This is a genomic window from Rhizobium sp. YTUHZ044 (genome assembly GCF_051123975.1).
In the GTDB taxonomy this organism is placed as follows: domain Bacteria; phylum Pseudomonadota; class Alphaproteobacteria; order Rhizobiales; family Rhizobiaceae; genus Rhizobium.
Map to the genome: position 1 here is coordinate 3,430,552 of NZ_CP101426.1, position 20,620 is coordinate 3,451,171.

Annotated in this window: 21 protein-coding genes; 6 read left to right on the plus strand and 15 right to left on the minus strand. The window is 60.1% G+C overall.

Annotated elements, in window-relative coordinates; all coding sequences use genetic code 11:
* The 5 genes from NL154_RS16975 (at position 1) to NL154_RS16995 (ending at position 5,320) form a co-directional block, all read left to right on the plus strand.
* Complete coding sequence (locus NL154_RS16975; protein ID WP_434734109.1) at positions 1 to 987, plus strand: ABC transporter ATP-binding protein; 987 nt, start codon at positions 1 to 3, stop codon at positions 985 to 987.
* Positions 984 to 1,976 (plus strand): ABC transporter ATP-binding protein, encoded by a 993-nt coding sequence (locus NL154_RS16980; RefSeq protein ID WP_434733066.1) that lies wholly within the window; start codon positions 984 to 986, stop codon positions 1,974 to 1,976. The genes NL154_RS16975 and NL154_RS16980 overlap by 4 nt, the downstream gene beginning before the upstream one ends.
* The gene (locus NL154_RS16985) at positions 1,976 to 2,911 is read left to right on the plus strand and encodes an ABC transporter permease (protein WP_434733067.1); all 936 of its coding nucleotides are present in this window, start codon (positions 1,976 to 1,978) and stop codon (positions 2,909 to 2,911) included. The genes NL154_RS16980 and NL154_RS16985 overlap by 1 nt, the downstream gene beginning before the upstream one ends.
* 67 nt (positions 2,912 to 2,978) lie before the next feature.
* Positions 2,979 to 3,782, plus strand: a complete 804-nt coding sequence (locus NL154_RS16990; protein WP_434734110.1) for an ABC transporter permease — start codon at positions 2,979 to 2,981, stop codon at positions 3,780 to 3,782.
* A gap of 65 nt (positions 3,783 to 3,847) precedes the next feature.
* Positions 3,848 to 5,320 carry an alkaline phosphatase family protein gene (locus tag NL154_RS16995; protein ID WP_434733068.1) on the plus strand — a complete coding sequence of 491 codons (1,473 nt, stop codon included), beginning with the start codon at positions 3,848 to 3,850 and terminating at the stop codon, positions 5,318 to 5,320.
* A gap of 495 nt (positions 5,321 to 5,815) precedes the next feature.
* On the opposite strand, the gene phnN is transcribed toward NL154_RS16995, so the two are convergent.
* Genes phnN through NL154_RS17070 form a run of 15 tightly spaced genes read right to left on the minus strand, consistent with a single transcriptional unit; the run spans position 5,816 to position 18,942 of the window.
* Positions 5,816 to 6,376 carry a phosphonate metabolism protein/1,5-bisphosphokinase (PRPP-forming) PhnN gene (phnN, locus tag NL154_RS17000; protein ID WP_434733069.1) on the minus strand — a complete coding sequence of 187 codons (561 nt, stop codon included), beginning with the start codon at positions 6,374 to 6,376 and terminating at the stop codon, positions 5,816 to 5,818.
* Positions 6,377 to 6,381: 5 nt separating this feature from the next.
* A complete protein-coding gene (locus tag NL154_RS17005) occupies positions 6,382 to 7,134 on the minus strand; it encodes a DUF1045 domain-containing protein (RefSeq protein WP_434733070.1) in 753 nt (250 codons plus the stop codon).
* On the minus strand, positions 7,131 to 8,330 hold the full coding sequence (locus NL154_RS17010) for an alpha-D-ribose 1-methylphosphonate 5-triphosphate diphosphatase (protein WP_434733071.1): 1,200 nt from the start codon (positions 8,328 to 8,330) through the stop codon (positions 7,131 to 7,133). Before NL154_RS17010 ends, NL154_RS17005 begins: the two co-directional genes overlap by 4 nt.
* A complete protein-coding gene (locus NL154_RS17015; protein ID WP_434733072.1) occupies positions 8,317 to 9,063 on the minus strand; it encodes a phosphonate C-P lyase system protein PhnL in 747 nt (248 codons plus the stop codon). The genes NL154_RS17010 and NL154_RS17015 overlap by 14 nt, the downstream gene beginning before the upstream one ends.
* A gap of 15 nt (positions 9,064 to 9,078) precedes the next feature.
* Positions 9,079 to 9,906: an ATP-binding cassette domain-containing protein gene (locus NL154_RS17020; RefSeq protein ID WP_434733073.1), complete on the minus strand. Its 828-nt coding sequence runs from the start codon at positions 9,904 to 9,906 to the stop codon at positions 9,079 to 9,081.
* Positions 9,906 to 10,817 carry an alpha-D-ribose 1-methylphosphonate 5-phosphate C-P-lyase PhnJ gene (locus NL154_RS17025; protein WP_434733074.1) on the minus strand — a complete coding sequence of 304 codons (912 nt, stop codon included), beginning with the start codon at positions 10,815 to 10,817 and terminating at the stop codon, positions 9,906 to 9,908. The genes NL154_RS17020 and NL154_RS17025 overlap by 1 nt, the downstream gene beginning before the upstream one ends.
* The gene (locus NL154_RS17030) at positions 10,814 to 11,905 is read right to left on the minus strand and encodes a carbon-phosphorus lyase complex subunit PhnI (protein ID WP_434733075.1); all 1,092 of its coding nucleotides are present in this window, start codon (positions 11,903 to 11,905) and stop codon (positions 10,814 to 10,816) included. Before NL154_RS17030 ends, NL154_RS17025 begins: the two co-directional genes overlap by 4 nt.
* Entirely contained in the window at positions 11,905 to 12,450 is a 546-nt protein-coding gene (gene phnH / locus NL154_RS17035) for a phosphonate C-P lyase system protein PhnH (protein WP_434733076.1), read from the minus strand. The genes NL154_RS17030 and phnH overlap by 1 nt, the downstream gene beginning before the upstream one ends.
* Entirely contained in the window at positions 12,450 to 12,908 is a 459-nt protein-coding gene (gene phnG / locus NL154_RS17040; RefSeq protein WP_434733077.1) for a phosphonate C-P lyase system protein PhnG, read from the minus strand. Before phnG ends, phnH begins: the two co-directional genes overlap by 1 nt.
* Before the next feature lie 33 nt (positions 12,909 to 12,941).
* Entirely contained in the window at positions 12,942 to 13,622 is a 681-nt protein-coding gene (locus tag NL154_RS17045; RefSeq protein ID WP_434733078.1) for a peptidase C39 family protein, read from the minus strand.
* A 32-nt stretch (positions 13,623 to 13,654) separates the two neighbouring features.
* Complete coding sequence (locus NL154_RS17050) at positions 13,655 to 14,527, minus strand: ABC transporter permease (protein ID WP_434733079.1); 873 nt, start codon at positions 14,525 to 14,527, stop codon at positions 13,655 to 13,657.
* A 12-nt stretch (positions 14,528 to 14,539) separates the two neighbouring features.
* Positions 14,540 to 15,475 (minus strand): ABC transporter permease, encoded by a 936-nt coding sequence (locus tag NL154_RS17055; RefSeq protein ID WP_434733080.1) that lies wholly within the window; start codon positions 15,473 to 15,475, stop codon positions 14,540 to 14,542.
* A complete protein-coding gene (locus NL154_RS17060) occupies positions 15,472 to 16,287 on the minus strand; it encodes an ABC transporter ATP-binding protein (protein ID WP_434733081.1) in 816 nt (271 codons plus the stop codon). Before NL154_RS17060 ends, NL154_RS17055 begins: the two co-directional genes overlap by 4 nt.
* 28 nt (positions 16,288 to 16,315) lie before the next feature.
* Entirely contained in the window at positions 16,316 to 17,371 is a 1,056-nt protein-coding gene (locus tag NL154_RS17065) for an ABC transporter ATP-binding protein (RefSeq protein WP_434733082.1), read from the minus strand.
* An 11-nt stretch (positions 17,372 to 17,382) separates the two neighbouring features.
* Positions 17,383 to 18,942: an ABC transporter substrate-binding protein gene (locus NL154_RS17070; protein ID WP_434733083.1), complete on the minus strand. Its 1,560-nt coding sequence runs from the start codon at positions 18,940 to 18,942 to the stop codon at positions 17,383 to 17,385.
* 184 nt (positions 18,943 to 19,126) lie between these two features.
* On the opposite strand from NL154_RS17070, the gene NL154_RS17075 reads away from it, so the two are divergent.
* Positions 19,127 to 20,587, plus strand: coding sequence for an alkaline phosphatase family protein (locus NL154_RS17075; RefSeq protein WP_434733084.1), 1,461 nt, complete (start codon positions 19,127 to 19,129; stop codon positions 20,585 to 20,587).
* The last annotated feature ends 33 nt before the right edge of the window (positions 20,588 to 20,620 follow it).

The window sequence follows — 20,620 nt, forward strand, 5'->3', positions numbered from 1 at the left end:
CTGCTCACGATCGAAGGCCTGACGGTCGACTTCAACGGCTTGCGGGCGCTACGAGGAATCGACCTCACGCTGTCACCGGGTGAGGCCCTCGGCATCGTCGGCGAATCGGGCAGCGGAAAGTCCGTGACCTGGCTTGCCGCTCTGGGTCTTCTGCCAAGAACGGCAAGCGTGTCGGGAGCCGTTCGTCTGGATGGAGAAAATCTGTTGACGGTCGCACAAACGCGGCTGGACCGGATCAGAGGCGGACGCGTCGCCATGATCCTCCAGGATCCCTCAAGTGCGCTCAACCCTGTTATTCGCGTCGGTCGTCAGATTGGTGAGGTTCTTTCCCGCCATCAGGGCCTGTCCGGTTCAAGTGTCCGGGGAGAGGCAAAACGTCTATTAGATCTCGTTGGTATTCCGGACGCCGCCCGGCGGCTCGATTCCTATCCGCATGAATTGTCCGGTGGGCAGAACCAACGCGTCATGATCGCCATGGCGTTGGGGGGAAAGCCAGACGTCCTGGTTGCCGACGAGCCGACCACCGCTCTCGACGCCACGATCCAGGCACAGATCCTCGATCTCCTGACGACCATCCGGCGCGACACGGGCATGGCGCTTGTTCTGATCAGTCACGATCTCGGCGTCGTCTCAGAAACCTGCGAACGGATCGCGGTCATGTATGCCGGCAGTGTCGTCGAGATGGCACCGTCGGAACTGATCTTCGCGCACCCAGAACATCCCTATACGCAAGGCCTCTTGGCGGCTTTGCCACCCTTTACTGGTCCGCTGCAGCGGCTCGTTCCGATCGAAGGGCAGGTACCTGAGCCTGCCAGTATGCCATCCGGATGCGCCTTCGCTCCGCGCTGTCTGCGGCGCATGACCGTATGTGAATCGGCAATTCCGGCCCTCCTTCGGATTGATGCCGATCGCTTCTCTGCCTGCGGCGTGGGTTCTGCCGAAGGACGCGAAGAGCCCAAGGAACTTGATGGGGGCTTGCTGGCATGATCGCGAACATTCTCGAACTCCAGGGTATTTCCCGAAGCTATCCGACGCGGCAGGGACTCTTCGGAAAGAACGTGCCAGTCAGGGCGGTTGATGACGTAACACTCTCGCTACAACCGGGCGAAACGCTGGCACTCGTCGGTGAATCCGGTTCTGGCAAATCGACCACGGGACGGATCGCACTTGGCCTTGAGCGGCCGAACAGCGGAAAGGTCCTGTTTCGCGGTACTGAACTGCCGCATGTCGATACGCCCCCGTGGCGCCGTCTGCGCGCCCAAATGCAAATGATCTACCAGGATCCGCTCGCAGCGCTTGACCGGCGTCTTGCAATTCTCGATCAGGTGCGCGAACCACTGGATATTCATGACATCGGACCTGCGCCAAAGCGTGGCAGCAAGGCGCTGGCGGTGCTCGAGACGGTTGGCTTGAACGCCACGCATTCCGCGAGCCTGCCTTCGCAACTGTCGGGAGGACAGCGTCAGCGTGCTGTTCTCGCCCGGGCACTGATCATGGAGCCAGCGCTGCTGGTTTGCGACGAGCCGGTTTCGGCGCTCGACGTATCGATCCAGGCACAGGTTGTGAACCTCCTTATGGACCTGCAAACGAACCTGCGTCTCAGTCTGCTGTTCATCAGTCATGACTTGAAAGTGGTTCGGCAAATCAGCCAGCGGATGGGGGTGATGTATCTTGGACGTATCGTCGAATACGGCGAGACGAATCTGCTGCTCTCGAAACCCACCCACCCCTACACCAAGGCGCTTGTTTCCGCGGTTCCGATTGCTGGCCAGCGGACGCGTGAGCGCATCGTCCTCAAAGGTGAGCCACCCAACCCAGCCGCGCGCCCGACGGGCTGCGCGTTTCATCCGCGCTGTCCTGTCGCCCGCCCCGAATGCGCGAGTGTTTCGCCCACACTCTCGATGCAGCCGGACGGTCGCTCTGTCGCCTGTCATGCCGTCGATGCCAGCCTGGTAGCCAGGAAGGTTGAACCCTGATGTTCCGATATTTCGCCATCCGTATCCTGCGCGCTGCCTTCACGGTCGCCCTTGTCGTCACCTTCGTTTTCCTTGTGCTCCGGCTCTCTGGAGACCCCGCGCGCAGCATCATGGGTGAAGACGCCTCACCCGAGGCTATGGCCGCCTTCCGGCGGGAGTGGGGTCTCGATCAGCCGCTCTGGATGCAATACTTCCACTATTTCGCGGCGATTTTTCATGGTGAACTCGGCCAGTCGATGCGCGGAGGGGGAAGTGCACTGGACCTGGTACTTTCAAGAATCCCGGCAACTCTCATGCTGACGCTGCCGGCGCTCTTAATGAAGTTGGCAATCGGCATTCCGGCCGGCGTTTACGCCGCCTTGCACCGTGACAGCGCCATCGACCGCGCCGTCATGATCACGGCGGTCGCCGGCTACACGGTTCCAAGCTTCGTGCTTGGCTTGGTTCTGGTCCAATTCTTCGCAATCTGGTTGTCATGGTTGCCAACCGGCGGTGCTGGCGGTCTTCAACACATCATATTGCCGATCATCACGCTTGGCGTTGGCGGCGCCGCCGTTCTTGCCCGCTTTGTTCGGAGCGCGATGCTGGAAGTTTTGGGGCAACCCTATATCCGGACGGCGAGCGCCAAGGGAATCCCCTGGCCTTCGGTGGTCCGTGGTCACGCCTTACCGAATGCGGCGATCCCCACGGTAACCATCGTCGGCTTCATGGTCGGCAACCTGATCGCAGGTTCGGTCGTGATCGAGAGCGTTTTCTCTTGGCCAGGGCTCGGCAATTTATTGGTCGTTTCAGTTGCCTCGCGGGATCTTGCCGTCGTTCAGTGCATCTTACTGCTCGTAGCCGTGGCCATGGTGTTCTCCAATCTCGTCGTCGACTTCCTCTACGGTGTCCTGGACCCGCGCCTTTCCAATGGCGACACGGGTGGAGGCCACTGAGATGAGCATGATGGAAAAAGTCAATCAACCGGTGGTCGCCAAGTCAAAGAAGACCAAACCGCGCCGGATGCCGGTCTCCGTCATTGTAAGCTTGCTCTGGATCGGGATCGTCGTACTCATCGCGGTGCTGGCCAACCAGATCGCTCCTTATCAATACACCGCTCTCGACCTTCCGAACCGGCTGGCTTCACCCTTCCACCCCAAGCACTTGCTCGGAACCGACGAACTCGGGCGGGATGTGCTTTCGCGTTTGATCTTCTCTGTTCGGATCTCCGTTCTGGTCGCGCTGGGGGCAACTGTGATCTCTGCCTGTCTCGGCACGACGATGGGCTTCGCCGCGACGCATTTCCGCGGACGCGTGGAGCAATTCATCTTGATGCTGGCGGACTTCCAGGCCGCGATGCCGTTCCTCATTCTATCGCTTTCGGTCCTGGCTTTTTTTGGCAATGCCCTGCCGCTTTTCATTGGGTTAATGGGGCTTTACGGATGGGAGCGCTATGCCCGTATCGCCCGAGGACTTGCAATCTCGGCGAGCGCGCAAGGATATGCGGGCGCTGTTCGCCAGTTGGGAGCGCGCCCGTCACGCGTCTATCTGCGGCATATTCTCCCGAATATCTCTTCGACACTGATTGTCTCGATGACATTGACGTTTCCCGAGATCATTCTGATGGAAAGTAGCTTGTCTTTCTTGGGGCTTGGCGTTCAGCCTCCAATGACAAGCCTCGGGAACATGGTCGGCTACGGACGGGAATATATGACGCGTGCCCCCTGGATCATGTTTGCGCCCGCGGCGCTGATCGTCATCACAACGCTTTCAATCAGCCTGTTGGGAGACTGGCTACGCGACCGGCTCGACACGGGCTTGCAGTAATCGCGAGGGCTTGCCCGCCTTTCCATTTCTTTTCCTCGTTTCTTCCCAGACAAGTGAAGGTCTCCATGCGTTTTGTCATAGTTAGTTTCGACGGCCTTAGGCCTGATCTCATCTCTCCCGAACTGACGCCAAATCTCTGCCGCTTGCAGTCTCTCGGCATAACGCTTTCGAAACACCGGACGATCTACCCGAGCGAGACTCGGTCGGCCTTCCCGAGTCTCGTCACCGGCACCACCGCAGGCAGCCATGGCATGGTAGGCAACAAATATGTCGATCGGTCAGTTACGCCGCCGCGTTTTATCGAAACTTCTGACGCTGCCCTCCTGCGCCAGCTCGACGTCGAAAGCGGCGGACGATTGATGTCCGTGCCGACACTCGGCGAGATTCTCGCTCGAGCGGGGCGCAAGTTGGCGGTCTTAGCCACGAACACGGCCGGCACGACCCGCTTCTTCAATCACAAGGCGGAGGATTTCGGGCATGTTCGCCTCTCCGGCCATTTCCGGCAAGCTTGTACCCCCGATAACGTCTTGGCGGAAGCTGAGGCACTTGTAGGTCCATTGCCACCGGAGCCGCCGGATCTTGAGTCAGACATGGAAGGACAGGACTGGATCACCTCGGCTTTTCTTGAATTGGTTTGGCGGAGACACCGCCCGGACGTGACCATTCTCTCCTACGGCGAACCCGACAGTACCTCGCACTTCCATGGTACTGGTTCGGAAATTACCCGCAGAATCATCACACATTGTGATCAGCAGTTTGGTCGCGTACTCGACTGGTGGGAGACAGAGCGACGAGCGGAAGGCGTTCAAATCATTGTGGCCTCGGATCACGGGCACATTACCGGCCATACGCGCGTTTCGGTGATCGACAGCCTGCGGGATGCCGGCTTTAGGCCAGGCATCGCTCCTGCAGCGGAGGTCGATGTAGTCGTCGTGCCCGGCCAGGTGGGCGCGCTATATCTTGCCAATCCGACCGACGAAGAGGTCGCACGGCTGGTGACGACGATCACCGAACAGCCATGGTGCGGATCAGTCTTCACGCGAGCTCGAAACGAGATCGACGGTATCGCGCCTGGCAGTCTCGGCAATCATTTGGTCTTTGCCGATCACGCACGTGCGCCGGACGTCTCCTTTTCATTCCGCCCAGACGACAACGTCGACCCCTTCGGCCTAGTCGGCGGCACTTTCTATGACAACGATTGTCGTGCAGGCCTCGGCGTGCATGGTGGCCTGCATGCGAAGGAACTCGCGGCTGTCGGCATTGTCGCTGGCTCCGCTTTCCCGGCGGCAGGTTCAATCTCGACGGCACCATCTGGCATTTGCGATTTCGTGCCGACCATCTTGCATCTCCTTGAGCTCGGTCGACCGAATACGATGAGCGGCCGCGTCCTACATGAGTTGCTCTGGGATCCTGAAAGAGCCAACGCAGAAATCCGGCGCGAAAGCTTTGATAGTAGGCTGGGTAACTTCCGACAGACTCTTCAACGTGTTCACATTGGAGGCGCTACGTATGTTGAGAGCGGAACAGCAGATGGCTGATGCCCTCGCCACTAGATGACTTGGCATCGTGCTTCGGGCGAACTTTGGGATATCTATTCGCCTATGGAGCCTGACACAGCATTTAATCACGCGGCAGAATGGTCACGCGGTGGTCGGCAGTCATCTTTGCTCCAGGACCGGGAGTCCGGACTGCGGATTGACGACGCTTGCCAATATCGAAGTTGCTCTGTTCTAATCGAGCGCAACATGGTGCCGTAAGAAGCCTCATCATTTCTGCTCGCTTTCAATTCACTACGCATAGGATTTGGTGGCGAAGGTCGCGTGATCTACAGGGCTGGTCGAAAAGGGGCTTGTAAATGGCGTGGCCATCACACATGAACGCCGTCGAATATGTCCGTCGATACAAAGCCATCAGATGGGAAGAGAGTATGGGTTTCCGACTGAAGGAGCGTCTCGACAGGAGATTTGGGGAAGAAATGGATCGAAATTGACGCTTGATCTTCCGCGGTGCTGATACTGCGTTCGGGGAGGCCCTCATTGCCTCCCGAGATTTGCCGTGATGATTTCGAGAAGACGCTCTCCGGCGATTTCCAGCGGACCGGAGTTGTGGACGTGAATGACATCGCTGCCTTCGACGGGATGCCCTTCCCCCCGAACCAGGCGCTGGCGCACGTTCTCGAGACTTTCGCGCCCTCGCCCGACAAGGCGTCTGGCTAGGACGCCCAATGGTGCGGTGACATTGACGATGGAAATTTGCGGATAGCGCCTGCGCGCGCCGACAAGAACGGCGCGCGAACCGTTGGCAACGACGGTGTCGCCGCGCTGCAGCCAGCCGTCGATCTCCGACGGAATGCCGTAGGACAGGCCATGCGCCTGCCAGTGCAGGGCGAAGCGGCCGTCATCGACCATCCGCGCAAATTCTTGAGGGCAGACGGGTTGGTGATCTTCGCCCACCCCTGCCGGACGGCTGATAATCCGCTGCACGAAGTGACTGCGCGGGTTAGTTCTGAGCCGATCGCGAGCATAGTCGATGAGAGTGTCCTTGCCGGCGCCGCTTGGACCGACAACAAGCACGAGACGTCCGGGTGCCTCCATGGCGATTATACCGCTGCCTTGAGAGACGCGATGCCCTTCAGCGCGAACTGCGAGCGAACGACAAAGTCCGCGCCACGGTGTTCCTGCACGAAGAGCGAGAGGCTATCGATATGAAAATCTTCGGAGAGATACGGCTGGAAAACCGCTTTCAGCCAAGCCTGCATTCCGGCGCGCTGATCGTCCGGAATGCGGTCGGTCAGCGTCATGTGGAAGCGGAACCGGTTGCCGACATAAGGATAACCCCAGGTGACGAGATTGGTCATTTCGACTTCGTCGAGCTGACGGCCCATGCGTCGTTTGAGGTCGTCCCCATCCGTCGGCGCCCGGAAGTGGTCGAATTCCTCGACGACCCGCGAGGCGAAACCCCGCAGGGTCGGCAAAGGCTGAACCGGAACGAGGGCGAAGAAGCCGCCGATGAGATCGATCCGCATGGGACCGACTGGACAGGCTTGAACCTTTGCCGCGAAACCCCGCAGCGTCCGTTCGAGCGCTTCTACGGACGTTCCCTCCCTGAGCCGAAACGGTGCCTTGATCGTCGCGTGGAAACCGTATCGCCGAGGTTCGGATACGAATGCGGCCCTATCAGCATCAGCCGTGCCTACTCCCGGCGCGAAGGCATCTCGCCCGAGCCACGTCCTGGCCGCCACGGTTAGCGGATGTTCCGGCGCCGGCGTGTAGTAGATAGCATAGCGGGGTTCATGTGCATTGGAGGCAGGGGCCGTGATATCTCTCGCACCCGGTTGTTCCTGGCTTATCACTGCACCACCTCTTCGAGATGCCGGAGGGTAGCAACGGGCCTTGCCAGTGTAGTTAGCGTTCCATCCGACCAGATCAGCTTGCCGCCGCGAAGCGTTCCCCGCAGGCGCGGCATGCGGCCGCGTTCGGCGATGACGAGATCGGCCCGCAGTCCCTCGGCAATCCGCCCGCGGTCGTTCAAACCGAGAGCCTTGGCTGGATTGGCGCTTGCAAGCGCCACCGAACGAGCAAGCCCGCCCTCACCCCGGGCACCGAGCACGATAACGGCCGGCAGCATGGCTGAGGGGTGATAGTCGCTCGCCAGGATATCGAGGAGGCCTTCGTCATAAGCCTGGCGCGCAGACAGGTTTCCGGAATAGGAAAGACCACGCAGGGCATTTGGCGCACCCATGGCAGTCGCAAGGCCCAACCGCCTCGCTTCGGCGGCAGCCTCGGTCGTGATCGGAAACTCGCTGATCACAGCACCAAGCCTGTGCAGCAAGGAGACCTTCTCGACGCTGTCATCGTCATGAGAGGCAATGGCGACATCGTGCCGCCGAGCAAGGCTCGCAAGACCCGTCACGATATCAAATGCATCGCCGTGGCCGTCCCGATCGGCCATGCGCTGTCTCACCAGTTCAGCCGCTTTGGCCTCGTCAATTTTCCGTTCCTTGGCAAGGTGCGCCACATGTTTCTCAATGTCGCGGTACTGCCCCTGCCCGGGCGTGTGATCCATCAGGGATATCAGACTCAACGAACCGCTCGTCATTAGTTGTTCGGCGATGGCGAGCGCGGAAGAAAACGTCACCTCGAAGCGGGCATGGACACGGTGATCGACCAGCAACTCGCCCCGCATGGCAGTCAACGCCTCAATAATCGCGGTGGTATGCTCGACGGAACGGGTCTTCCCATAGGTCGCCGGTGTGAAGGCAAGCGCGGCATAGGCGGTGGTGATGCCGCAGGAGGCAAGCCTTTTGTCCAGGTCGTAAATGCCGAGTTCGAGCGGCATATGAACATTGACGCGCGGCTCGATTTCCTTCTCGATCATGTCGCCGTGCATGTCGACGAAGCCTGGAAGCAAAAGCCTGCCGCCGCCGTCGATATCGACGTTATCGATCAGGGTGTCGCGGATTTCCACGATCAGCCCGTCTTCGATCCGCAGCGCACCCTTCTCAATGACGCGATCCGCAAGCACGATCTCGAAATTACTCAGCCACATCGTCTTCTCCATCCTCGATCTTGATCGCTTTCAGATAGATTTCCCGGTCGACCAGATGCTGGACATCTTCGGGATGGTGGAACACGCCGACCATCGCCACGCCTGCCTCCTTCAGCTCCGCCAGTCGGTCGACCAGCGCCTGGCGGGCGTCGCGGTCAAGCGAGGCGGTCGGCTCGTCGAGCAGCAACAGGCGCTGTGGCAGGATGAGCGCGCGGGCCAGATTGACCTTCTGCTGCTCACCGCCGGAAAAAGTCGAAGGATAAGCGGGCCAGAGCTGCCTCTTGACGCCAAAGGCTTGCAGCCAGCGTCGTGCCGCAATGAGAGCATCGGCGTGTGGTGTACCCGCAAGCCGGAGCGGTTCTGCGACGATCTCCTCTGCCGCGACACGGGGACGGGCATTCAGAAACTGGGTGACAAAGCCGATCTCACGGCGGCGCAGCACCGAGATATCGACGTCGGCGGCAGATGCCAGATCGATGACGCCTTCCGCCGTCTTGTAGTAGATGTGGCCGGCGCGCGGCAGGTAGGAGCGGTTGAGCGTGCGCAGGAGCGTCGATTTGCCGGCGCCGTTTTCACCCTTCAGCAGGATGAACTCGCCAGCATTCACCTCAAAGTTGAGGTTCTCGAATACGTAGAGCGTCCGCTTCAGATGATGCATTTCAAACTGCTTGGACAGACCTTTGACCCTGAGCACGTTGGCTTTGGCGGGTTGCTCGTTTAGTTGCATGTTCATTCGGGCAATCTTTTCTCAAAGTTTCGCGTGGACGAGCTGCTGGGTGTAGGCATGCTGCGGGTCCTGGAAGATCTGATCGGCCAAACCCTGTTCCACGACTTCGCCGCGACGCATGACCATCACCCGGTCAGCCATCGTGCGGATGACGCCGAGATCGTGGGAAACGAGAACCATGGTGATGGCCCGCTCCTGCTGCAGGCGCTTGAGCGTATCGAGCACCAGCGCCTGGACGCTGACGTCGAGGCCGGTGGTCGGCTCATCCAGCAACAGCACCGCCGGCTCCAGCGCGATCGCCTTGGCGAGCTGGACGCGCTGTTGCATGCCGCCCGACAATTCGCGCGGTGTCGCATCCATGCGCTTGAGCGGGAACTCGGACGCCGCCAGCGACTGGCGGGCCCGTTCGCGCAATTCGGCAAAATTGCGTTTGCCGGCAATGAGCAAACGCTCCGCGACATTGCCGCCGCTGGAGCTGTTCATCAACAGACCGAGATGAGGGTTTTGATAAACGATCCCGATATGGCGAGCACGCAGCATCCGGCGCTCAAAACGGTCGAGGGTGAAGAGATCCCGCTCTTCCTGACCGGGCAGAGCCAGGTGATAGGAACCGGAGTCCGGCGTGTCTTCGAGGTTCATCATCCGCAAAAGCGTGGATTTGCCGGAACCGGATTCGCCGACGACACCGAGCACTTCGCCGGGATAGACGGTGACATCGACGCCGCGAAGCGCGCCGACCTCGCCGAAGGTCCGTGTGATGCCGCGCATCGTCAGCATCGGCTCTGCCAGCATCAGGCGGGGCGCATCGAGGGTCCTCCGGGACACCGTTGCAGTTTCAGCGCGGGCCATCAGACCATCCTTCCTTGTCTGTACCAGGTCTCCCCGATTTCCACCGGTTCGCCTTCGGACTTGCGGATGTGCTTGGCCGCAAAATTGCTGTCGGAGAGTTCGAACTTCGAGGTGCCGTCGTCCTGAGGCACCTCGTTCATGTAGAAGCCGGTGACGTTGCTGCGCTCGCAGGTCTTGTCCTGATGATCTTCGACGCGATAGGGCACATCGTCGAAGACGAGCGGCTCGACATTCGTGTAGGGCGGCACGACATAGATCCGTTTCTCGCCGCCAGCCGAAAGGATGGTGAGATGTTCGGCCTGATGCATTTTCATGACGTCCCAGCGCGGGATCGGCGACGGCGTAATGACATATCTGCCGTTGACCAGGCTCGGATACTGGTCGGCCTTCATGATACGGCCGAACTTCACGAGCTGTTCGTAGAGGATGAGCCAGAGCTGGCCGTAGTCGGCGTCGCCGTGCATGACGCGTGCCACGGACATGTCCGGTTGAACGGGGCGCAGCGGTTCGGGATTCGGCACCTGTAGAACGAGTACCTGGTCGTCACGCATCTTTTCTTCGGGAATGCGGTGACGCGACTGGATGATGGTGGCTTCCTGCGTATCCGTCGTTTCGACCGCACCGCCGACCCGTCCGAAGAATTTGCGAATGCTGACGGCGTTGACGGAATCGTCGGCACCCTGATCGATGACCTTCACGATGGAGGTCGGCTTGAGAAGGGTCAGCGTCACCTGCAGGCCGCCGGTGCCCCAGCCGCGCGCCATGGGTACTTCACGGCTCGCATAGGGAACCTGGTAGCCGGGTACGGCAATCGCCTTTAGGATGCGGCGTCGGATCTCGCGCTTGGCGGATTCATCAAGGAAGCCGTAGTTGAACTCGGCCCAATCCTTTGTCAGCTCCTGAAGTTTCACAGGGCGGCCTCCTTCTTTTTGGCTGGCATTGTCTTAGGTGAGGAGGTTTCGTCTTCAGACGCCTTGTCTGCGGCGACCCGTCGATAAGTATCCAGGGTCGACTGGAACGTGACGTAATGCGGCAGCTTGAAGTGCAGGCAGAAGCCTGAGGCCTCTACCGATTCCGTATGATAGAGCACGAATTCCTCCTTCACGGCGGGATGCGTATCGGGCTGGGCGGAAGCAAGGTCGAGCGAGGCCGCTGCAATCACCTTGACTTCATTCCAGCCGAGCGTTGCTGAGAAGCCCAGTTCCAGGCCCTTTGACTTGGAAATGATCTCGCATTGACTGACGCGAACCCGGCCGGCGCTGAAGACGGTGCCACGCGGATGGCGCAGCCTCACCGGAGCTTCGGCGAGCCTCAGCTCGTTGACGGTCGGATGAACCGCGCCGTATCCACGCATGCTCGAAAACCCAAGCGCCATGGTGCCGCCGGTATCCGCCCGGGCCAGGCTTTGAAGCTTGTGGGCGCGGCTGACCGGGAACAGAAGCGGTTGCCTGGTGATGTCGGGGATGTCCTCAACCGGCACGGTCTCCACCGGATAATCCTTGATGAGCCCCTGCGCCTTCTGCCAGGCGGTCAGGGATGGCTGGGTCGCAGGTGCCGGCTCGGCTGCCGGTAGGACGGACTCCCGTTCGAATGTCTTTCCCTTGAGCACCCCGACCTGCAACAGGCGGTGCGAATAGTCGAGCGTCGGACCGAGTATCTGCCCGCCGGGAATATCCTTGAAGGCCGCTGAGATACGGCGCAGGGTAAAGAGGTCCGGCTGGCTGATGGGTTCAGCAAAGCCGATGCGCGGCTGTGTCGTGCGGTAGGCGCGCAACAGCAGAACCGCTTCATATTGATCGCCACCAGCCTGAGCGAGTGCAAGGGCCGCCAGGTCCGGCTCATAGAGCGAGGCTTCGCCCATGACCCGATCGATCAGGTAGGGCAGGCTCTTTCGGATCGCTGTCACACGGTCGAGATCGATCGTATCCAGACCTTCACGGAACAGACGCTCCGACTGTTCGATGGCGCGTTCGCCACCGCGGGTTGCCACATAGGCCATCAGAGCACCTCGATCGTGGTTGAGCGGGGAAGGCCGATGACGCGATCGCCATCGACCAGATAGACATCCCAGCCGAGTGGATAGCGGATCGCCTCGGCTCGAACCTGCCAGAAAGCAGCATCGATGCCATGCACGGCGATTGTCACGCTGTCCTTGACGCCGGGACCGGTCAGCCGAAGGCGGCTTCCGAAACCAAAGCTGGCAGGCACGAAGAGGGTCGCCGCCTGGTCTGGATATGCGAGCGTTCCGATCCGCAGGGACGAGAACGCAGAGGCCTTTTCGTAAGTATCGGCCATGGCAAAGACGTAATCTGCATCCGGCAAGGCCGTGGCGCGCGCTCCGGTCCGGCCAATTGCGTGCGCGAAGTCTGCATCATCCAGGACTGCGAAGGAGCATTCTCGATCGAGCAGGCTCTCACCGATCGCCGCAAGGCCCGATGACGGAAGCGTTCGAACAAGACCGGGGCGGCTCAGCGCCCACATCAACTCCTCAAAGGTCGCATTGGTCCGCATGTCATCAGCGGTCGGATGAAGTGAATTGATCATCAGAACGTCTCCATCTGAACGCGGGTGGCCTCGACTTTTCTGAGGCGGTCCCGGTCCGCTTCTTCCTGGATGCGCTTTTCCGCTGCCAACAGCTCGGATATGCGCGGAATCTCGTGCCCGGCGGCAATCGCGGCGTCGATGACCGCCATGGCCATCGCATGTTCAAGGTCCCGGCCGATGATCGCGCCGTATCCTTCGACAGCCCGACTTGGAACCTCGATGTGCGCTTCTGCCACAAGGACCTCGCCGAGATGAAATGCCGTGCCTCGGACGGTGTCTTGAAAAGGGAGCATGGCAAGGCCCGTCCGATTGACGACAACGGACACGTCTCCGAGCCCGTCGAGCACCTGCTCGGCGCAGGCCTTGATTTCCGCCGGCCTGGCTGATGCCAGGATCTCTAGCGCCTTTCGGTGGTCGAGACCCCCGATCGCGCGATCTTCACTACTGCTATAGGTCATCTATGAGAGATTCTTTTATTGGGAGAGCAGGCTTCAGCTCTTCGTTGCGAAAGGAGATGGCGACGCCGCCATCGATGACGGTCCGGCGAGAACGATCGCCCGCTCCTCGGCTGGGCCGAACCTTGAAATTCTCAAGAAAGTGTCGTGGTCTACCGTCGTCGTATCGGTCTCAGCGCCCGCTTCCAGCAGGGGATCGTTGAGGGAAACGCCCTCCACAGTCACGCCGGTGACGACGCTCCAATGCGTGACCTTCATTCCCTCGAAATCGATGCCGGTGAGGACGATCGGATGCCAGCCCTGGCTCATCCAGGCCGCCAGATCATCAGTCGTATAGTCGCCGAATGCGACCTCGACGCCCTTCTCGCCAGCCTCCTTCATGTCACGGTCCTGGAGGATCCGCACCGCTTGCCTCTGGACATCGTTCGCAGCCCTTACTTCGGTGAACGTACCATTGTGGCTGAGCATCGCGTGCGCGACAAAGCCACGACGATTGAGGGCAAGCGCGATCCCAACGGGGCCGCAACCGGCATGGATCGTTGTCGCCTCTCTCCAGATTTCGAGCTCGGTCACAGGGTTGGGGACGAAGTTCTCGTCAAGGGCGGCCATGACCATCATCACGGACGACGGACCGCAGGTGTAGTTTCTCTTCTGCCGGTAAAGAGCGATATCCCGCTTTATCGCCGGAACGCTTGGGACATATGATGGTTCAGCCACGGCTGTGCCTCTCGATTGAGTGAACTTTAATTTCAGTTGCGATCGCGGAGGTAGTCGCTGAGCAGCATCAGGGCGAGCGCGGTAGCCGCGATGACCGCACCCGGGATCACGGCGATCCACCAGGCCGTCATCAGATATCCCCGCCCGAAACCGACCATGTTGCCGAGGCTCGACATCGGCGGCTGAATACCGAGCCCGAGAAAGCTCAGCGTCCCTTCGAGCAGGATGATCTGTGTCAGGCCGATGGTCATGCCGGCGACGATCGTCGGCAGGCAGGATGGCAACACATGCTTGAGATAGATCCGGATGCGCGACGCATTATAGGTTCGGGCCGCGGTCACATAGAGATGGTTGCGGGCCGTCAGGGCTGCGGCGCGGACGACGCGGGCATGTCGCTCCCAGCCATAAAGCCCAAGAACGAAGACAAACAGGAGCACGGAGTTTCCGAATACTGCGATCAGGAGAAGTGCTACGATCATGAACGGCATGGCCGCCTGCATATCGACAAACGCCGTGATGCATTCGTCGACGGCGCTTCCGAGTTCGGCGGCGAGAAAGCCGAGCACCGTTCCGAGCAATGTGCTGATGACGGTTCCCGCCACCGCCACTGCGACTGTGATCTGGATGGAGAAGATGAGCCTCGACAGGACGTCGCGGCCGAGGTCGTCCGTCCCCATCGGGTGTGCAAAGGATCCGCCTAACAGGATGGGTGGCTGCAGACGCGCTTCAAGATCGATCGCAGCCGGATCATAGGGTGCGATCACCTGGGCAAGGACTGCGACGACGACGCATAGGAGGATCCAGGCGATCGAGATCCTGATCGAGAGATCCACGTCGCCCCATCTCATCCGACGAAGGGGGGAGCGCTCTGTTCGCATGCTGGTTTCTACGGAAACGTCAGACATTTCGGTCTCCTATCAATTTTCGGATCGGCGGGCGCGCGGATCGACGACGACATAGAGAAAGTCGACCGCCAAGTTGGTCAGGATCATTGCCGCGCCGGCGAGAATGACGATTGCTTGAACGACCGGGATATCCCTGTTGCCGATAGAGGTGATGAACAGGTTTCCAATGCCGGGCCATGAGAACACCTGTTCGACGACGATCGAGCCGGTGACCAATCCTCCCACCATCATGCCAAGAACAGTCAGGATGGGGATCGCCGCATTCGGCGCCGCGTGATGCAGCAGGATTCGCCAGAAGGGGATGTCGCGCGCCTGCGCCGCCATGACGAAGGGGCTATCGAGGGCTTCGGCGAGCGCCACTCGGGTGTATCGGGCGAGAACGGCGGCATTCGAGGCCGCAATAGTGACGGCAGGCAGGATCAGATTCTTCCAGCTTTCCGCACCGCTCGTCGGCAACCACCTCAGTTCGATCGAAAAGATGAGCATGAGGACCAGCCCCAGGAAGAATGCGGGGATGCAAAGCCCGCCGGAGCTGAGGATCGTGATCAGGCGATCTATCCTCCCCTTGCGATAGATGGCAGCGGTTGCCCCTGCGACAACTCCTAGGACCACGGCGATCGCCAGCGAGGCGCCCATCAAGGTCAGGGTTGGCCCGAGGTTATCGACAACCACACTGAGGGCATCGCGCCGGTAGATGTATGAAAGGCCGAAACTGCCGGACAGAATGTTTTCGACATAGGCCAGATATTGCTCGATGAGCGGACGATCCAGTCCAAGCTGGCGGGCAAAATCGGCCCTCATCTCCGGTGTCGCATCGGGGCCGAGAAATATGGAAACTGGATCGCCAACGCTGCGCAGAAGAACGAAGACGCAGGTGACCATCAGAGTTATCGAAATGGCCGCACGCGCCAGCTTGATGCAGGCGAATTTAAGAATATGGGAGCTCAATGTGATGCCACCCTTTCTGCAGTGAACGACTCTTCGTCCTGCCCGCGAGCGGAGAACGCACGGCGTCCCTTGTTCGGGACCGATGCAAGAAGCGTCCGGGTGTATTCGTCGGATGACCGGAGAAGCACGCTTTCGCGACTGCCGGCTTCGACCACGCATCCCTTGTGAAGAACCACAATCTCCGAGCAGAGATAAGAGATCGCCCGGATGTCGTGACTGATGAACAGCAGTGTCAGCCGACGCTCAGCGCGCAGTTCGTTAAGGAGATTGAGGATCTGCGCCTGGACGGTCATGTCGAGCGCCGATACCGGCTCGTCGCATATCAAGAGCTCGGGATCGAGAAGCAGAGCACGCGCTATCGTCACGCGCTGCGCCTGCCCACCACTGATCTGGCGGGGCAGCTTCCCGGCAATTTCCCTGGAAAGCCGGACGCTTGCGAGCGCCGTCTCGACCCGCTCCTGCCGCTCGCAGCGGGAAAGTCGGAAGTTCACGAGCAGCGGCTCGAGAAGCTGGTCTCCGATCCGCATTCGGGGATCGAGCGCATCCATGGGATTCTGGAAGATCGGCTGGACACGACGCCGGAACGATTGCAAACCGTGCTCATCGATAGGCTTTCCGTCGAAACGGATCACGCCATCGCTCGGTTTCGCAAGCCCAAGAACGATCTTGGCCAATGTGCTTTTGCCGCTCCCGGACTGTCCAATCAGTCCGACGGCTTGACCTTTGGGAACCGAGAAACTGACGCCATTCAAGGTGCGGCGGCCGGATTTTGGCGCGCGATCGTAGTCGAACCCGATGCCCTCGAGCTCCAATATCGGGCGGGTTTCGGCATGTCTTTCATCAAGAGGCTGCATGGTCGGCTCCTGGATTGTGACAAGCCACCGTATTTGCGGCGCGTGACGCGAAGATCGGCGTCGTGCTGCGGCAAACGTCGAGAACGTTCGAACAGCGTTGGGCAAAATGACAACCGTCGGCCCTGATCGCAGGGTCAGGCACGCCACCGGGCAGCGAAACGAGTTTCGAAGGCGCCGTCGAAATCTCCGGGACGGCTGAGAAGAGGTGCCGGGTGTAGGGATGGACGGGACGCCGGGCGATCTCCTCGGCGTGGGCGTTTTCGACCAGCTGTCCGGCATAGATGACACCTATACGGTCGGCCCGTTCCAGCGCGAGATCGAGATCGTGGGTCACGAACAAGATCGCCATGTTCCACTCGGAGCGAAGCCGTTCGATGAGGTCCATGATTTGGCGTTGTGTCGTGACATCGAGTGCGGACGTCGGCTCGTCGGCGATCAACAGTCGCGGCTGCCGCGCGAGCGCCAGCGCGATCATCACCCTTTGGTTCATGCCGCCGGAAAGCTGATGGGGATACTTCCTGGAGACTGCGCGCGCATCGTCTATGCCAACGGCATCGATAAGAAAAAGCGTCCGATCATCGGCCTCACGTTTTGACAGGCCTGAAGCGATACGCACCGTCTCGCCCAATTGAAACCCGATCGTGCGCACCGGGTTGAGAAAGCGCGTCGGCTGCTGAAAGATCATCGCGCGCGAACTGCGTCCCGCTTCAGCCAAAGACTTGCCGTCGAAATGAATTTTTCCCGATGCATGCAGCTTGTCAGGCAGGATGTCCATCAATGTCGAGCAGAGCAGGCTCTTGCCACTCCCGCTCTCGCCGACAAGGGCCAGGAATTCTCCATCCTCGATGTCGAGCGAGACCGATTCCAGCAAACGGGTCTTTCGGTCGTTGCCGATCCAGACATCGAGTTCGGAAACTTCGAGCAGTCGGCGCTTCCCCGGCCTCGGCAGTTCCCAATCGGGCTGAGTGCCGACCTTGGAGCCGCGAGCCCCCGCCGTTCCGGCGGGGGCGTTTTGGGCCACGGGTGGCGTGAGAGAGGCCACAACGGTCTCCTTCACGACGCGATGGTGCCCGGACGGAAGTCCAGGAGCCCGGTCGCGGTGGGGGACCATTTGAAATCTGCACGCTTGCCGAAGAATTCGGCCAGCGAATGCAAGACCGTGCCGGGCGGGTCGATCTCGTCGAAGATATCAAGCATCTCCTGATAGGCGCGACGGCGCTCGGCCGGATCCAGCGCACCAACGAGCGTTTTCTCCAGCTCATTGAACCGGTCGTTCTTCCAATATCCGCTTTTCTGGAAACTGCTCGCAGAACCCCAACGCGACACAAAGGAAGCGGCGGGATCAGGATAGTAGGTGCCGTCCGAGGAATTGTTGATCCAGCGGGGTTTGTCGTCCTCGACCTGCGACCAGTTTTCCTTGCGCTGGATCTCGACATTCAGCCCAATCGCATTCCACATCGCGGCCATGACCTGGGTCTCGGCAAGCTCGGCCGTGTAATAGTCACCGACCGTCTTGAAGATGATCTTTTCGCCCTTGTAGCCGGCCTCCTTCATCAACTGCTTCGCACGGGACGGGTCGTAAGCGGGGATCGGGCGATCCACGTTGTAAAGCGCACCATAGGCCGGGTTCTGATGCGAGTGGGGAATGGAGATGCGGCCCTTCCAGAGGCTCTTGACCATGCCTTCGCGGTCGATGGCGAGATTGAGCGCGCGGCGCATGCGAGGATCGGCAAGCACCGGATTGGTCAGCGAGTCATATATAACCGTGCGGAACGACATGGTGTCGCCGCCAACGATGTCGAGACGCGTGTCGGCCGTGATGGCATCGAATTGATCGGGCGCGATGGTGGTGATGAGATCGAAATCGCCGGCGCGAAGACCGGCCACGCGGGCCGCAGGCTCGCGCACCATTCGGAACTCGATGCTCTGCAGCGGCGGACGCCCACCCCAGTAATCCTGGTGCGCTTCAAGCTTGATATGGCCGTTTTCGACCGTTTCGACGACGCGGTAGGGACCGGCTGCCACTGGCGACGTCGCCCATTGATCGAAACCCGAAGCCTTGAGAAATGCCGCCTTGCAGACGATCCCGCCACCGTAGGAGGTGAGGCGCTTGGCAAAGACGGGATCCGGCGCTTTCGTCTTGAACTCAACGGTGTAGCGATCGACGGCGTTTACTTCAGCAAGCGTCGGAAAAGTGATCTGGCCCACACCATAGCCCGGTGCATCCTTCTTCAGCATGCGTTCCGGACCAAAAGTGAACGCGACATCTTCTGCCGTGAGTTCGTCGCCGTTGTGGAATTTGACGCCTTGTCGCAGGCGAACCTTGAAAACGATGCTGTCTGCCGTATCGATTGCCTCGGCCAACATCGGTTTCAACTGGCCACCGTTTTGATAGTCGATGGCGAAAAGCTTGTCGTATACGCTCTCCAGGACCCGGAAGCTGACGAGTGCCGTTGCGCGGTTGTGCAGCGGATCGAGCTGGGTGCGCAGATCCTGCATGGCGACACGCAGATTGGCGCCGCCATTCTGCTGCGCGAGTACAGGTGCCGCATAGGGGAGCAGGCTGGCCGCTCCAATCAATTTTAGAACATTCCGACGTGACGAAACGACCATGCCTAGATTCCTCTCTCCGGTTCGAGGCGCCATTGTCTTGCTGGCCCTCGGTCGGAGGTCATAGCGGTCTAATATGACAGTATTAATACAGGTGCATAGATACCTAGGTACCTATTTTCCTATCGACGGCACATTTTTTTCTGTCTATGAAAGCGCCACGATATTCGCCAGCAGAGGTGCGCCCATGAAATTCGTCACCGTCGTTTTCGATGGACTTCGCCCGGATCAGCTGAGCGAAACGGTAACACCCAACCTTTGCGAGCTCGCGAGGATGGGGCTCGTTCTGAAGGAACATACGGCATCGTTTCCAAGCGAAACACGCGTATCATCGGCCGCCATTGCGACCGGCAGTCATGGGTCAGGTCACGGGATCGTCGCCAACAAGTTTTTTGCCAACGGTCAAGCGCTCGACGGCTCCTCCCTCCCCGCGCTCCTGTCGCTCGGCGGGACCGAAGGCGGCGTGATGACGTCCGTGGCCATCGGCGAAGTGCTCGCGAAAAACGGCAAGACGATGCTTGCCGTCGGGTCTCAATCTCAAGGTTCGTGGGGACTGTCGAACTGGGGGAATTGGCAATCAGGCGGTCCCGCCTATTGGGTTCACGATCCCGAGCGCTTTACCAGTAATGCGGCGATCCGAAGGATCGCAGCCCAATTTCCTCCACTCCCGAAAGACGAACATCCAGCCTTGCAGGCCGCCAAACGGGTTGTCGATGGCTTCCTGTCTTACGTTGCATCCGAGACTGTCCCGGACTTGTCGCTGCTTTGGATCTCCGAGCCCGACGTCAGCTATCATCAATACGGTCTCGTCCACCCCAGCGCGAGAGCCGTTCTCCATGAAGTGGACAAGGAGTTCGGCCGGATTCTCGACTGGTGGGGCGGCGCGAAGCAACGGCAGCGTATCCAGTTGATTGCCGCGTCCGATCATGGGCACGCGATCATCGGGAAGACCATCTCCGTCGCTGAGCATTTGCTTAAGTGCGGTTTCAAGGTCGACGAGACACTGGATGGCGGGGCCGATGTGGTCGTGAAGCCGATGCGCTCGGTCAATCTCTGGGTCCGAAACGGCGATCTGGCGCTGCTCAAGGACATCCACGCGTGCCTGGCGCCGCAACCCTGGTACGGCGTTGGTTTTACTCGGGCCATGGAAAACGATGCGCCGCAAATCGACGGGACACTGCCCCATTCGGCGGTGATGTTCGAACATCCGCGTAGCCCGGACCTGTCGTTCGTGCTTGCGGGTTGCGCCATGGACAATCCCGGATGCGATCCGGAAGCCGTCTACTATGACGGTCCTTACCCCGTCGGCGTCGGGATGCACGGCGGCCTCACGTCTTATGAGCTCTCCTCGCTCGGCATCTTCGCTGGGGATTGGTTCCGCCGCGGGACCGTGAAGACGCCGACAGGTATTGTCGATCTGGCACCCACCATCCTAACTGGCCTCGGATTGCCAATTCCGGCCACGGTTCAGGGGCGTGTCCTAGAAGAGGCGATCGCAGAAGGGGGTGAAGGTGCTGATGATGCCGTCGACGATGCAACCGTTTCAGTCCGCGACCCGGTGAAATCGGCGACTGTTCGTCGGGAAAGATATCACGGGCGCCTTTATCTGAAAGGCACCACATACCGCTGGAATGATCACGGCGAATAGGATGACTCGCCGTTGCAGGATCACTTCGGAATG

Excerpts from the sequence above, each read along its gene's own strand:
- NL154_RS16980 (WP_434733066.1), top strand. The coding sequence starts at position 984 with ATGATCGCGAACATTCTCGAACTCCAGGGTATTTCCCGAAGCTATCCG.
- NL154_RS16985 (WP_434733067.1), top strand. The coding sequence starts at position 1,976 with ATGTTCCGATATTTCGCCATCCGTATCCTGCGCGCTGCCTTCACGGTC.
- NL154_RS16990 (WP_434734110.1), top strand. The coding sequence starts at position 2,979 with ATGCCGGTCTCCGTCATTGTAAGCTTGCTCTGGATCGGGATCGTCGTA.
- NL154_RS16995 (WP_434733068.1), top strand. The coding sequence starts at position 3,848 with ATGCGTTTTGTCATAGTTAGTTTCGACGGCCTTAGGCCTGATCTCATC.
- phnN (WP_434733069.1), bottom strand. The coding sequence starts at position 6,376 with ATGGAGGCACCCGGACGTCTCGTGCTTGTTGTCGGTCCAAGCGGCGCC.
- NL154_RS17010 (WP_434733071.1), bottom strand. The coding sequence starts at position 8,330 with ATGTGGCTGAGTAATTTCGAGATCGTGCTTGCGGATCGCGTCATTGAG.
- NL154_RS17015 (WP_434733072.1), bottom strand. The coding sequence starts at position 9,063 with ATGAACATGCAACTAAACGAGCAACCCGCCAAAGCCAACGTGCTCAGG.
- NL154_RS17020 (WP_434733073.1), bottom strand. The coding sequence starts at position 9,906 with ATGGCCCGCGCTGAAACTGCAACGGTGTCCCGGAGGACCCTCGATGCG.
- NL154_RS17030 (WP_434733075.1), bottom strand. The coding sequence starts at position 11,905 with ATGGCCTATGTGGCAACCCGCGGTGGCGAACGCGCCATCGAACAGTCG.
- phnH (WP_434733076.1), bottom strand. The coding sequence starts at position 12,450 with ATGATCAATTCACTTCATCCGACCGCTGATGACATGCGGACCAATGCG.
- phnG (WP_434733077.1), bottom strand. The coding sequence starts at position 12,908 with ATGACCTATAGCAGTAGTGAAGATCGCGCGATCGGGGGTCTCGACCAC.
- NL154_RS17050 (WP_434733079.1), bottom strand. The coding sequence starts at position 14,527 with ATGTCTGACGTTTCCGTAGAAACCAGCATGCGAACAGAGCGCTCCCCC.
- NL154_RS17070 (WP_434733083.1), bottom strand. The coding sequence starts at position 18,942 with ATGGTCGTTTCGTCACGTCGGAATGTTCTAAAATTGATTGGAGCGGCC.
- NL154_RS17075 (WP_434733084.1), top strand. The coding sequence starts at position 19,127 with ATGAAATTCGTCACCGTCGTTTTCGATGGACTTCGCCCGGATCAGCTG.